The organism is Pseudomonas sp. 25 R 14, from assembly GCF_900004755.1.
GTDB classification, from domain to species: Bacteria; Pseudomonadota; Gammaproteobacteria; order Pseudomonadales; family Pseudomonadaceae; genus Aquipseudomonas; species Aquipseudomonas brenneri.
In genome coordinates this window covers 1-12,709 of sequence record NZ_CVTS01000008.1, presented here as the reverse complement: position 1 = coordinate 12,709, position 12,709 = coordinate 1, and the positions used below count along the sequence as shown (strand labels likewise).

The 12,709-nt window shown below is 62.3% G+C and carries 12 protein-coding genes; 9 read left to right on the top strand and 3 right to left on the bottom strand.

What is annotated here, in order from left to right:
• Window positions 1-4: 4 nt before the first annotated feature.
• Complete coding sequence (locus BFQ03_RS00995; RefSeq protein WP_065942331.1) at window positions 5-751, bottom strand: NRDE family protein; 747 nt, start codon at window positions 749-751, stop codon at window positions 5-7.
• A gap of 214 nt (window positions 752-965) precedes the next feature.
• Between BFQ03_RS00995 and lgt the strand changes: the two genes are divergently transcribed.
• Together lgt and BFQ03_RS00985 are read left to right on the top strand one after the other, a co-directional pair.
• Complete coding sequence (gene lgt / locus BFQ03_RS00990; RefSeq protein WP_032858860.1) at window positions 966-1,778, top strand: prolipoprotein diacylglyceryl transferase; 813 nt, start codon at window positions 966-968, stop codon at window positions 1,776-1,778.
• Window positions 1,779-1,829: 51 nt separating this feature from the next.
• Window positions 1,830-2,801 (top strand): thymidylate synthase, encoded by a 972-nt coding sequence (locus tag BFQ03_RS00985; RefSeq protein ID WP_065942340.1) that lies wholly within the window; start codon window positions 1,830-1,832, stop codon window positions 2,799-2,801.
• Window positions 2,802-2,931: 130 nt separating this feature from the next.
• On the opposite strand, the gene cadR is transcribed toward BFQ03_RS00985, so the two are convergent.
• Entirely contained in the window at window positions 2,932-3,381 is a 450-nt protein-coding gene (gene cadR, locus BFQ03_RS00980; RefSeq protein WP_032858858.1) for a Cd(II)/Pb(II)-responsive transcriptional regulator, read from the bottom strand.
• Between the two features lie 85 nt (window positions 3,382-3,466).
• Between cadR and BFQ03_RS00975 the strand changes: the two genes are divergently transcribed.
• From BFQ03_RS00975 to BFQ03_RS00945, 7 genes are all read left to right on the top strand, one after another.
• Window positions 3,467-5,716: a heavy metal translocating P-type ATPase gene (locus BFQ03_RS00975; protein ID WP_065942330.1), complete on the top strand. Its 2,250-nt coding sequence runs from the start codon at window positions 3,467-3,469 to the stop codon at window positions 5,714-5,716.
• A gap of 16 nt (window positions 5,717-5,732) precedes the next feature.
• Window positions 5,733-6,596, top strand: coding sequence for a LysR family transcriptional regulator (locus BFQ03_RS00970; RefSeq protein WP_065942329.1), 864 nt, complete (start codon window positions 5,733-5,735; stop codon window positions 6,594-6,596).
• Between the two features lie 235 nt (window positions 6,597-6,831).
• Window positions 6,832-7,896, top strand: a complete 1,065-nt coding sequence (locus tag BFQ03_RS00965; protein WP_065942328.1) for a putative 2-aminoethylphosphonate ABC transporter ATP-binding protein — start codon at window positions 6,832-6,834, stop codon at window positions 7,894-7,896.
• A gap of 1 nt (window position 7,897) precedes the next feature.
• A complete protein-coding gene (locus BFQ03_RS00960) occupies window positions 7,898-9,622 on the top strand; it encodes a putative 2-aminoethylphosphonate ABC transporter permease subunit (protein WP_065942327.1) in 1,725 nt (574 codons plus the stop codon).
• Between the two features lie 26 nt (window positions 9,623-9,648).
• Window positions 9,649-10,665 (top strand): putative 2-aminoethylphosphonate ABC transporter substrate-binding protein, encoded by a 1,017-nt coding sequence (locus BFQ03_RS00955; RefSeq protein ID WP_029289369.1) that lies wholly within the window; start codon window positions 9,649-9,651, stop codon window positions 10,663-10,665.
• Window positions 10,666-10,797: 132 nt separating this feature from the next.
• Complete coding sequence (locus BFQ03_RS00950; protein WP_032858850.1) at window positions 10,798-11,931, top strand: TIGR03364 family FAD-dependent oxidoreductase; 1,134 nt, start codon at window positions 10,798-10,800, stop codon at window positions 11,929-11,931.
• A complete protein-coding gene (locus BFQ03_RS00945) occupies window positions 11,931-12,485 on the top strand; it encodes a phosphonate degradation HD-domain oxygenase (RefSeq protein ID WP_032858849.1) in 555 nt (184 codons plus the stop codon). The genes BFQ03_RS00950 and BFQ03_RS00945 overlap by 1 nt, the downstream gene beginning before the upstream one ends.
• On the opposite strand, the gene BFQ03_RS00940 is transcribed toward BFQ03_RS00945, so the two are convergent.
• Window positions 12,482-12,709: DUF3482 domain-containing protein (locus BFQ03_RS00940; protein ID WP_139115619.1), on the bottom strand; the 228-nt coding region annotated here is incomplete at its 5' end. The two genes, BFQ03_RS00945 and BFQ03_RS00940, sit on opposite strands and share 4 nt — an antisense overlap.

Genomic DNA, 12,709 nt, shown 5'->3' with positions numbered 1-12,709 from the left:
GCGCCTACAGGTTGATGTCTACCTCGCCGAGTCGCCCACCATGGGGCCCGAAGCTACGTTCCACCATCCGCCGCGTCCCATCGGCATGCACAATCAGCGCGGTACTCGCTCGCGTCCCATAACTGGGGCTGGCGATAAACACACTCGACAACAGGCTCTCCGTCGCCAGCCCCACCCCGGTATCCGGCAGCTCGGCAAAGGGGGCGGTCTGCGGGTCGCTCAAAATTCCCAGCAAGGCTTCAGGCTGCGGATCGTCCAACACTTCGGCCAGCGCGGCCTTGGCCTTGAGCAGTTTCGGCCACGGCGTATCCAGCCCGGCATTGGATAACCCATAGACCCCGGCCATCAGTTGCGTGGGCGTCGACTCATTGGCGTTGTAATGCCACAACGCGTCCCGCGTCCCGATCAACAGGTTGAACCCGGCATATTCAATTGATCTGCCGTTAACATCGGCTAAATAGTCGTCAATTGGCAGTGACCCGTTGAGAAAGCGCGCTACCAGCTCGCCACGGGACTTGCGCGCCGGTGGCTGGTGCGGGTTGCGGATATTGGTCAGCGCGGCGAACCGTCCATCGGCGCCGACCCCCAGCCAGGTCCCGCCCGCTTCCTGGTCGCGGCCGGCATAAACCTGCGGTGCATCCGGCCACTGGGCCAGGGGCAGGCTGGGCCGGGCGTAGAACTCATCACGGTTGGCCGCGACGATCAGCGGCTGGGCATGGCCCGGCCGCCAGGCGAAAACAATCAGGCACATAAGGTATTACCTCTGTGTTTTTGCCCACTCTACCCATAGAGCCGCCGGCTATCCATCGTATCGAAGTTGGGCCAGATGCCTCCCATCCGTTAACATGCCAGGCTGCTTGGCGTGGGGGCGAACTTCTTCATTTGATCGAACTGCTGTAACGCAGGCTTAATCGCCCACCGGCATGGTCCGTGCGCACTAACGAATGATTTAACGAGGAGTCGCAATGCTGCCTTACCCGCAGATCGACCCGGTGGCCCTGGCCATCGGTCCGCTGAAAATCCACTGGTACGGCTTGATGTACCTGATCGGCATCGGCGGTGCCTGGCTGCTGGCTTCCCGGCGCCTGAACCGCTTCGACCCGACCTGGACCAAGGAAAAGCTCTCCGACATGGTGTTCTGGATGTCCATGGGCGTGATCGTTGGCGGACGCCTGGGCTATGTGCTGTTCTACGACCTCAGCGCGTACCTGGCCAACCCGACCCTGATTTTCGAGGTGTGGAAGGGCGGCATGGCATTCCACGGCGGCTTTATCGGTGTAATGCTCGCGGCCTGGTGGTTTGGCCGGCGCAACGGCAAGTCATTCTTCCAGTTGATGGACTTCGTCGCGCCAATGGTGCCGATTGGCCTGGGTGCCGGGCGTATCGGTAACTTTATCAACGCCGAATTGTGGGGCAAGCCGACCGACGTGCCGTGGGCCATGGTGTTCCCGCCGTTCAGCGATCCGGCGCAATTGCCGCGTCATCCGTCGCAGTTGTATCAGTTCGCCCTTGAGGGCGTGGCGCTGTTCCTGATCCTCTACATCTTCTCGCGCAAACCACGGCCAACCATGGCGGTGTCGGGGATGTTTGCCCTGTTCTACGGGATCTTCCGTTTCATCGTCGAGTTTGTGCGGGTGCCGGATGCGCAGTTGGGTTACCTGGCGTTCGGTTGGCTGACCATGGGTCAGGTTCTCAGCATTCCGATGATTCTGGCAGGCCTGGGCATGCTCTGGTGGGCTTACAATCGCCCGCAGGCGATCAAGAACACCGCGCTATAAATTCGAACGCCGAGGCTCATGGGCCTCGGCTTCACCGATACAGGTAATGACATGAAGCAATATCTAGAGCTGGTTTCCCACGTCATCAACAATGGCACCAAGCAGGCCAACCGCACTGGCGTGAACACCATCAGCTTCCCCGGTGCGATGTTGCGCTTTGACCTGCAGGAAGGTTTCCCGGCCATCACCACCCGCAAAATGGCCTTCAAGTCGGCGATCGGCGAGATGTGCGGCTTTTTGCGCGGGGTGAACAATGCTGCCGAGTTTCGCGCCCTGGGCTGCAAGGTGTGGGACCAGAACGCCAACGAAAACGCACAGTGGCTGGCCAACCCGTTCCGCCAGGGCGATGACGACCTGGGTGAAATCTACGGTGTGCAATGGCGCAAGTGGCCGGCGTACAAGCAGATCCCGCTGAGCAACCAGGCCGCTATCGAGCAGACCCTGGCCCAAGGCTATCGCCAGATCGCCGAAGGCGAGGAAGACGGCCAGGCCTACGTGGTGCTGTACAAGGCCATCGACCAGATACGCCAGTGTGTCGACACCATCATCAAGGACCCGGGCAGCCGCCGCATCCTGTTCCACGGCTGGAACTGCGCCCAACTCGATGAAATGGCCCTGCCGCCGTGCCACTTGTTGTACCAGTTCCACCCGAATGTCGAGACCCGGGAGATTTCCCTGACCCTCTACATCCGCTCCAACGACCTGGGCCTGGGCACGCCGTTCAACCTGACCGAAGGTGCTGCGCTGCTGAGCCTGATCGGCCGCCTGACCGGCTACACGCCGCGCTGGTTCACCTATTTCATCGGTGATGCCCACGTCTACGAAAACCATCTGGACATGCTCAACGAGCAGCTCAAGCGCGAGCCATTCGCTGCGCCCAAGCTGGTGATCAGCGACCGCGTGCCGGAGTTTGCCAAGACCGGTGTATACCAGCCGGAGTGGCTGGAGTTGATCGAGCCGGGCGACTTCTCGCTGGAAGGCTATGAGCACCATGCGCCGATGACCGCGCCGATGGCGGTCTGATCTAAACGCGGTCAAAAAATGTGGGAGCGGGCTTGCCCGCGATAGCGGTGTATCAGTCGACATCTTAATTGACTGGTCCACCGCTATCGCGGGCAAGCCCGCTCCCACATTTGGTTGGCGTTCACATTAGTTAATGGCCATGGCTTCTACCGACATGTGAATGCTCCGCCTCACTGGTCGCCACACTCCCGCTGACTTCCAGCCGCTGCAAAATCCCACACTGATCAATCTCCGGCCCTTCGCCACAGCGCTGGCGCAGGTCGAGCAGTTGCGTCTGCAACGCCAACAACCCATCGATCCGCGCCTTGACGTGATGGATATGCTCGTCGATCAGGGCATTGACGCTTTCGCACTGGTCCTGGGGGCTGTCGCGCAGGCCCAGCAGGCTGCGGATCTCTTCCAGGGTCATGTCCAGGCTGCGGCAGTTGCGGATAAAGGTCAGCCGCTCGGTGTGGGCCTGGGTGTACAGGCGGTAGTTGCCCTCACTGCGCGCAGGCGGCGGCAACAGGCCTTCCTTCTCGTAATAACGGATGGTTTCTACCGGGCAGTCGGTCAGTTTTGCCAGTTCGCCGATCTTCATCGCAGCAATCTCCAAAAGGGTGCTTGACCCTATAGTGGCTACAGGGTCTTTACTTGGCAACAGGCACCTTCACGGACGCGACACAATGAGCGATTCCATTCACACCCCGCATAAGCATGACCACGACCACGATCATGATCACGGCGAAAAACTGCAGCCTGTGCAAAAGCACGATCATGGCGGCTCCTGCTGTTCCGGCGCGGCTGCGCCATCCCTGGTGACGTTGACCGAAGCGCCTAGCGCCAACGCGCGGCTGAGCACCTTCCGCATCGAAGCCATGGACTGTCCCACCGAGCAAACGCTGATCCAGAACAAACTGGGCAAGCTGGCCGGTGTGCAGCAGCTGGAATTCAACCTGATCAACCGCATCCTCGGCGTGACCCACGACCTGCCGAGCACCGCGCCGATCATTGAAGCCATCAAGTCCTTGGGCATGCAGGCCGATCCGATCGAAGAGGGTGCGCCTGCCGCCGAACCTGCGGCCAAGAAGCCCTGGTGGCCGCTGGCCCTGTCCGGTGTCGGCGCGCTGGCAGCGGAGGTGATCCATTTCACCAACGCCGCGCCGACTTGGGTGGTGGCTCTGGTGGCGCTGGTGTCGATCCTCAGTGGCGGCCTCACGACCTACAAAAAGGGTTGGATTGCCCTGAAGAACCTCAATCTGAACATCAACGCGCTGATGAGCATCGCTGTTACCGGTGCGATCCTGATCGGCCAGTGGCCAGAAGCGGCCATGGTGATGTTCCTGTTCACCGTGGCCGAGTTGATCGAAGCCAAGTCCCTGGACCGTGCGCGTAATGCCATCAGCGGCTTGATGCAGATGACACCGGAGCGGGCCACGGTGCGCTTGGCTGACGGTAGCTGGGTCGAACAGGAGGTCAAAGTCATTGAACTGGGCGCCATCGTGCGGGTACGCCCCGGTGAGCGCATTGGCCTGGACGGGGAAGTCACCGCGGGCCAATCCACCATCGACCAGGCACCGATCACCGGGGAAAGCCTGCCGATTGAAAAGACCGTGGGCGACAAAGTGTTCGCCGGCACCATCAACCAAGCCGGTTCCCTGGAATACCGGGTGACCGCCGCCGCTAACAACTCCACCCTGGCGCGCATCATCCATGCGGTGGAGCAGGCCCAGGGCTCGCGGGCGCCGACCCAGCGCTTTGTCGACAGCTTCTCGAAAATCTACACCCCGGCGGTGTTCCTGTTTGCCTTGGGCGTGGCATTGATTCCGCCGCTGTTCATGGGCGGGGTGTGGTTCGACTGGATCTACCGTGCGCTGGTGCTGCTGGTGGTTGCCTGCCCATGCGCCCTGGTGATTTCCACCCCGGTGACCATCGTCAGCGGCCTGGCCGCGGCGGCGCGCAAAGGCATCCTGATCAAGGGCGGTGTGTACCTGGAGGCTGGTTACAAGCTCGACTACCTGGCCCTGGACAAGACCGGCACCATCACCCATGGCAAGCCGGTCCAGACCGACTACCTGGCGCTGTCCGCCAATGACAATGCCCCAGCCTTGGCCGCCAGCCTTGCCGGGCGCTCCGATCACCCGGTATCGCTGGCCATCGCCAACGCGGCTGTGGATAAAAACCTGGCGCTGCTCGCTGTGGATAACTTCGAGGCCCTGGCCGGGCGCGGGGTCCGTGGCGAAATCAACGGCGAGGTCTATCACCTGGGCAACCACCGCCTGGTGGAAGAGCTGGGCCTGTGCTCGCCAGCCCTTGAAGAAAAACTCTTCGCCCTGGAGAAACAAGGCAAGTCCGTGGTGTTGCTGTTGGACAAGTCCGGCCCAATGGCGCTGTTCGCCGTGGCCGACACGGTCAAGGACAGCAGCCGCGAAGCCATCCAGCAGTTGCACGAGTTGGGCATCAAGACCCTGATGCTCACTGGCGACAACACCCACACCGCCCAGGCAATTGCCGCCCAGGTGGGGATCGACCAGGCCCAGGGCGATTTGCTGCCCACCGACAAGCTCAAGGCCATCGAGGATCTGTACGGCAAAAACCACCGGGTCGGCATGGTCGGCGATGGCATCAACGACGCCCCGGCCCTGGCCCGCGCCGAGATTGGCTTTGCCATGGCCGCCGCTGGCACTGACACCGCCATCGAGACCGCCGACGTGGCGCTGATGGACGACGATTTGCGCAAGATTCCGGCATTCATACGCTTGTCGCGACAAACGTCGAGTATCCTCAAGCAGAACATCGCCCTGGCGCTGGTGATCAAGGCGATCTTCCTTGCGGTCACCTTCCTGGGCATGGCCACTATGTGGATGGCAGTCTTCGCCGACATGGGCGTGAGCCTGCTGGTGGTTTTCAATGGTCTGCGCCTGTTGCGCAAATAGTCGATGAGAGGGTGGTGTGCTGAGTGCCGAGCTGAAGGCGTTTTACATGGTCGCCCGCCTGGGCAGCATTACCCAGGCGGCGAAAAAACTCGGCCTGAGCCAGCCCACGGTGACCACCCAGATTCGCCATCTGGAAAGCCAGTACTCGGTTGAGCTGTTCTATCGCGGTGGCCGCCGCCTCACCGTCAGCGACGAGGGCGCGCGGCTGTTGCCGATGGTCAAGGCGTTGTTGCAGCAGGAAGCGGATATCGAGTTTTTCCTGCGCAACAGCGGCCAGGTCCAGGGCACCCTGAGAATTGCCGCCACCGCGCCTTATTACATCCTCGATCTGGTCAAGACCTTCCGCGAGCGGCTGCCGCAGGTGGAAGTCTCAGTGGAAATCGGCAACTCCCAGCAGGTGCTTGAAGCCCTGGATGACTACCGGGTGGACGTCGCGGCCTCATCGCAACTGCTGGAAGATCCTCGCCTGATCCGCCGGGTGCTGGGTACCGACCCGCTGGTGCTGGCGGTGCATCGCAATCATCCGTTGGCGGTGTTGGAGCATGTGCCACTCAGTGCATTGGCCGGGCATACCTTGTTGATGCGTGAGGCAGGCTCTACCACGCGGCGCCTGACTGAAGAAATGCTCGCTGGCGCGGGCGTGAGTTATGGGCCGCTGCTGGAAATCGGCAGCCGTGAGTCGATCCGCGAGGCGGTGTTGCGCAATATCGGCATCAGCATCATTGCCCGCCAGGAAGTGCCCCATGATCCACAGTTGCGGGTGCTGACCATCGAGAATGCGCCGCAGATTCCGGAGTACCTGTATTGCCTCAAGGAGCGCAAAGGTGCGCGGCTGCCGGCGGCGTTTCTGGGGTTGGCGCAGGAAATGTCGCCACTCTGAGGGTGTTGGTGGCTTTGAAATCGCCATCGCAGGCAAGCCAGCTCCCACATTTGAATGTATTCACAGCCCCAAATGTGGGAGCGGGCTTGCCCGCGATAACGCCAGGCCAGTCACCACAACTCCGCAACCCTACCCAAATCCACCAATACCACTATCACCCGCTTTTGCCTTCCTGCCACAACAGGGACGCATTTGCTCCCTAGCATGGCCTTCATCCGTTCGATGAGGTGTCACCATGCACACAGCCCAGCTCAACCCCGGCGCGCCGATGAAGGTGCGTGGTATCCAGAAGCGCTTTGGCGCCTTTACCGCCCTGGACCATGTGTCCCTGGATGTCGACGCCGGTGAACTGGTGTGCCTGCTCGGCCCCTCGGGCTGTGGCAAGACCACTCTGCTGCGCTGCATCGCCGGCCTGGAACGCCAGGACAGCGGCGAGTTGTACCTGGGTGATCGCGATGTTTCCCTACTGGCACCGCAGGCGCGGGACTACGGCATCCTGTTCCAGTCCTACGCGCTGTTTCCCAACCTCAGCGTCGAGGCCAACATCGGCTATGGCCTGACCGGCAGCGGCCGCGATGAAGTGCGCAAGCGCGTGGCGCAGATGCTGGAACTGGTCGGCCTGACCGGCAGCGAAAAGAAATACCCCGGCCAACTGTCCGGTGGCCAGCAGCAACGGGTCGCCCTGGCCCGCGCCCTGGCGCCGGCCCCGTCGCTGTTGCTGCTGGATGAACCGATGTCGGCCCTCGACGCCCGGGTGCGCGAGCACCTGTGTACCGAACTGCGCCAGCTGCAACGCCGCCTGGGCATCACCACCTTGATGGTCACCCACAACCAGGACGAAGCCATGCTGATGGCCGACCGCATCGCTGTGATGAACAACGGCAAGGTTGAGCAGTACGCCACTCCTCAAGAGATTTACGACCGCCCGGCCACCCCATTCGTGGCCGAGTTTGTCGGCCAGGGCAACTGGCTGCCGTTCAGCCGCAACAGCGCCAGCCACGCCCAGGTCGGTGGGATGAATGTGCGCCTGGCCGATGACTGCGGTAAAGCCGCGTCGGGCCGCCTGTTCTGTCGGCCGGAAGCGATCAGCGTCAACCCGCCGGTGCATGAAGAAAACCTGTTCCCGGCCAAGGTCCGCGAGATCACCTTCCTCGGCAACCGTTGCCGCATGAGTTTCGAGCTGGACCAGTTGCCCGGTCACCCCATGCTCGCCGAACTGGCGCCGGAAGCCATGCCGCGCCTGGGCGCCCAGGATATCTGGGTCGCGCTGCCACCGCGCAGCCTGCAGGTGTTTGCCTGAGATGGCCGCTGACATGACCCTGCCGATACCCGACCGCGTGGCTCGCCAGGTTTCCCGTGCCGAAATCGGCGACCGCATCTTTGTAGTGGGCGGCAAGTTGCTGCTGCTGTGCCTGTTGGGCATCGCCGTGTTGTTGCCGTTGCTGGCGATCTTCTGGCGCGGCTTCAGCGCTGAAGACGGGCAGGGCGGCGGGCTGGTGGCGGCGCGCGAACTGCTGACCAGCGCCAACTTCCACTGGCTGCTGGGCAATAGCCTCAAGGTTTCCCTCAGCGTTGCGGCCATCGTCGTACCGCTGGCCTATCTGTTTGCCTACGCGCTGCAACGCACGCTGATCCCCGGAAAGACGCTCTGGCGTGGTCTGTCATTGCTGCCGCTGATGGCGCCCTCGATGTTGCCGGGCATCGCCCTGGTGTATCTGTTCGGCAACCAGGGCATGTTGCGCGGCCTGCTGTCAGACAACATCTACGGCTTCTGGGGCATTGTCCTCGGTGAAGTGATCTACACCTTTCCCCATGCGCTGATGATCCTGCTGTCGGCGCTGTCCCTGGCGGATGCGCGGCTGTTCGATGCCGCGTCGAGCATGGGCGCCAGCCCGGCCCGGGCGTTTCGCAGCATCACCTGGCCGGCGACGCGTCAGGCCGTGTTCGCCGCGTTCTGCCTGGTATTCACCCTGACCATCACCGACTTCGGCGTGCCCGTGGTGGTGGGCGGCGACTATCAAGTGCTGGCGCTGGAAGCCTACAAGGCGGTGGTTGGCCAGCAGCAGTTCGGTCGCGGCGCCCTGATCGGCATGGTGTTGCTGCTGCCGGCGCTGCTCAGTTTCGCGGTGGATACCTGGCTGCGCCGGCGCCACGGCGACTCCATGAGTGGCCGCGCCCAAGTGTTCCAGCCGGCGCCGTCGCGCCTGCGGGATGGTTGCTACCTGGCGATTGTGCTGCTGATCTGCGCGGTGTTGCTGCTGGTATTCGGCATGGCGGTGTATTCGTCGCTGGTGAAGTTCTGGCCGTACAACCTGTCGCTGTCGCTCAACCACTACCAGTTCAACGACACCGCCGGCGGCGGCTGGCTGGCCTATCGCAACAGTTTGACCATGGCGATCTGCACCGCACTGATCGGCAGTGTGCTGATCTTCACCGGCGCTTACCTGATGGAAAAGACCAAGGGGCAAAAAGGCCTCAACCTGGCGCTGCGCATGCTCAGTTTTGTGCCGATGGCGGTACCGGGCTTGGTGCTGGGCCTGGGCTATGTGTTCTTTTTCAACCTCAATGGCAACCCGCTGCATGTGCTCTACGGGAGCATGACGCTGTTGGTGGTATGCACCATTGCTCACTATTTGACCACTGCGCAAATGACCGCCACGACCGCCCTGCGCCAACTCGACGCCGAGTTCGAAGCCGCTGCGCTGTCGCTCAAGGCGCCGTTGTACCGCCACTATCTGCGGGTCACCGTGCCGATCTGCCTGCCGGCGCTGTTGGACATCCTGCGCTACCTGTTTGTCTCGGCGATGACCACCGTCTCGGCGGCGATCTTTCTCTACAGCCCCGACACCATCCTCGCCGCAGTCGCCGTGTTGAACATGGACGACGCCGGCAATGTTGGCGGCGCGGCGGCCATGTCGACCTTGATTCTGTTCACTTCAGCCGGCGTCTCGCTGCTGCTGGCGTGGGCCTCACGCGGCTTGTTGCGCCGCTCCCAGGCCTGGCGCCAAACCGCGCCCGGTCAATAACTCTGCCCCACACAAGGAAACGCACCATGTTCAAGCCCCTGGCCCTCGCCGCTGCTGTGCTCACCGCGTTCAGCCTGAATGCCTTTGCCGCAAAAACCGAGTTGACCGTGTACACGGCCCTCGAAGCCGAGCAGTTGAAGACCTACAAAAAAGCCTTCGAAGCGGCCAACCCGGACGTCGAGATCAAGTGGGTGCGTGACTCCACCGGGATCATCACTGCCAAGCTGCTGGCGGAAAAAGCCCGCCCGCAAGCCGACGCGGTATGGGGCCTGGCGGCGTCCAGCCTGGCGATCCTCGATCAGCAAGGCATGCTGCAAAGCTACGCGCCCAAGGATCTGGACAAGATCGGCAAGAACTACCGCGACGCCGCCAACCCGCCGGCCTGGGTCGGCATGGACGTGTGGGCCGCGACTATCTGCTTCAACACCGTCGAAGCCGAAAAGCAGGGCCTGAGCAAGCCGATCAGCTGGCAGGACCTGACCAAGCCCGAGTACAAGGGCAAGATCGTCATGCCGAACCCGGCATCGTCCGGCACCGGTTTCCTCGACGTCAGCGCCTGGTTGCAGACCTTCGGCGAGAAGCAGGGCTGGCAGTACATGGATGATCTGCACCAGAACATCGGCCAGTACGTGCACTCCGGCTCCAAGCCGTGCAAGTTGGCGGCCTCCGGTGAGTTCCCGATCGGGATTTCCTTTGAATACCCAGCGGTGCAGTTGAAGCGCCAGGGCGCGCCGCTGGATATCGTTTTGCCCAAGGAAGGCCTGGGCTGGGACATTGAAGCCACCGCCGTGATCAAAGGAACCGCGCATCAGGAAGCGGCGCAGAAACTCGCCGACTTCTCTGCAAGTCCTGCTGCGATGGAGCTGTACAAGGAAAACTTCGCGGTCCTGGCCCAGCCGGGTATTGCCAAGCCGCAGACCGAGCTGCCGGCGGACTACGAGCAACGGCTGATCAAGAACGACTTTGCCTGGGCCTCGAAAAACCGCGATAACATCCTGACTGAGTGGCGCAAGCGCTATGACGGCAAGTCGGAAAAACAATAACTTCAACCGTTGCTAACACTGTAGGAGCGAGCTTGCTCGCGAAGAACGTGAACGATAACGCGGGCAGTCAGAATGCACGCTGCGCCCTCAGGTTTTTCGCGAGCAAGCTCGCTCCTACAGGGGGCGAACACCATGACACACCACACTGACCTACTGATCATCGGCGCCGGCATCCTCGGCCTGTCCCACGCTTACGCCGCCGCCAAGCGCGGCCTCAAGGTCAAGGTCTTCGAACGCACGGCCACGCCCCTGGGCGCCTCGGTGCGTAACTTCGGCCAGGCGCTGGTCACCGGCCAACCACCAGGCCCGATGCTCGACCTGGCCCGGCAAAGCCGTGATATCTGGGGGCAATGGGCACAACTGGCGAACCTGCAACTCAAGCGCAATGGCTCCTACCTGTTTGCCCGCACCGAAGCTGAAGAACACTTGCTGGAAGCGTTTTGCGCCGGTCGCGCCGAGGAATACGGTTACCGCGTCAACCTGCTGCAAGGCGCTGCGATGAATGATCTGTATGGCGGCCAGTTTCGCCATCATCGCGCAGCCTTGCACGGCCTGGACGATCAGCAGCTGTATTCACGCGAAGCCCTCCCTGCGCTGATCAACTACCTGTGCCGCGAACTCAAGGTGGAATTCCACTTCTCCACCCTGGTGCGTGATATCGAACCCGGCCAACTGCACAGCACCGCCGGGAGTTTTCGCGGCGAGCAGATCATTGTCTGCTCCGGCCACGACTACCAGACCCTGTTGGCCGAGCAGATCGCCGAACTCAACCCGCAGATCTGCCACCTGCAAATGCTCCGTGCCCGGCCCAAGGTCGACCTGAACCTGCAACATGCGTTGCTGACAGGCCTGAGTTGCGTGCACTACGGCGCTTTTGCCGACTTGCCGGAAGCGGCGCCAGTGCAGGCGCAGATCCTGCGGGATGTGCCGCACCTGCATGAACACGGCATCCACCTGCTGATCAGCCCGACACCGTATGGCGAGTTGATCATCGGCGACTCCCACCATTACGGCAGCGATCCGTCACCGTTCAATGCCGAACAGGTGGACAACTGGATGATCGAGCTGGCAGAACAGACCCTGGGTTGCCAGATTCAGGTCGTGGAACGCTGGCAGGGCGTCTATGGTTCCCGTGGGCCGGGGCCGTTTTCGTTCCTGCGCGCTGCAGATGGCGTGAGCGTGGCCTTGATGCATACGGGCGTAGGCATGAGCGTGGGGCCGGCGATGGCCGAGCGCAATATCACTGAGCTGTGGGGGGAAGTGTGATGCAAGCTGAACACGTTATCGCGCAAGTCTTTGCCTTGTACGAACGGCATGGCGCAGCCGACTACATTGGCGAGCCGGTGTCGCAGATCGAGCATATGTCCCAGGCCGCGCAATTGGCCATGGCCGAGGGCTTCGACGACGAAGTGGTGCTGGCGGCGTTCTTCCACGATATCGGGCATATCTGCGGCCAGGGTGGCGAGAACATGGGCGGCTACGGCGTAGTCAGCCATGAACGCCTGGGCGCCGACTATCTGCGGCGCGCCGGCTTCAGTGAGCGCCTGGCAAAATTGGTGGAATATCACGTACAGGCCAAGCGCTACCTGACCTTCAGCCAGCCGGACTATTACGACCGTTTGAGCGAGGCCAGCCGCCGTACCCTGGGTTACCAGGGCGGGGTGATGACGGCCGATGAGGCCCGAGCGTTCGAGCAGGATCCGCTGTGCGCGGTGAGCCTGCGCATGCGCCACTGGGATGAACAGGCCAAGGACATGCACGTGCCGGTGCTGGACCTTGAGGTGCTGAAGGCCAAGGCCCGGCAACTGCTGGCGGCTTAAGCCTCGTCCAGGCGCTGGGCCAGGGCTTCGATCTGTTCCTGGCGTTCGGCCTGGCTCAACCTTGGGTGAGGGTTGAGCGACGACCATTGCGGATGGGCGCGCGCCTTGTGCAGGGCGTCGGGCAGCTTGCCTTCACGCCAGGTCTTGTCCTGCGGGGTATCGACCTTGATGCTGTGCATCGCCGCATGCCCACGCAGGTTCAGGGCCTTGAGCAACTGCCGTTG

Bases quoted from the DNA above. Each gene is read 5' to 3' on its own strand.
- BFQ03_RS00960 (WP_065942327.1), top strand. From the start codon at position 7,898: ATGGCCGCTGACATGACCCTGCCGATACCCGACCGCGTGGCTCGCCAG.
- BFQ03_RS00965 (WP_065942328.1), top strand. From the start codon at position 6,832: ATGCACACAGCCCAGCTCAACCCCGGCGCGCCGATGAAGGTGCGTGGT.
- BFQ03_RS00945 (WP_032858849.1), top strand. From the start codon at position 11,931: ATGCAAGCTGAACACGTTATCGCGCAAGTCTTTGCCTTGTACGAACGG.
- BFQ03_RS00950 (WP_032858850.1), top strand. From the start codon at position 10,798: ATGACACACCACACTGACCTACTGATCATCGGCGCCGGCATCCTCGGC.
- BFQ03_RS00955 (WP_029289369.1), top strand. From the start codon at position 9,649: ATGTTCAAGCCCCTGGCCCTCGCCGCTGCTGTGCTCACCGCGTTCAGC.
- BFQ03_RS00995 (WP_065942331.1), bottom strand. From the start codon at position 751: ATGTGCCTGATTGTTTTCGCCTGGCGGCCGGGCCATGCCCAGCCGCTG.
- cadR (WP_032858858.1), bottom strand. From the start codon at position 3,381: ATGAAGATCGGCGAACTGGCAAAACTGACCGACTGCCCGGTAGAAACC.
- lgt (WP_032858860.1), top strand. From the start codon at position 966: ATGCTGCCTTACCCGCAGATCGACCCGGTGGCCCTGGCCATCGGTCCG.
- BFQ03_RS00985 (WP_065942340.1), top strand. From the start codon at position 1,830: ATGAAGCAATATCTAGAGCTGGTTTCCCACGTCATCAACAATGGCACC.
- BFQ03_RS00975 (WP_065942330.1), top strand. From the start codon at position 3,467: ATGAGCGATTCCATTCACACCCCGCATAAGCATGACCACGACCACGAT.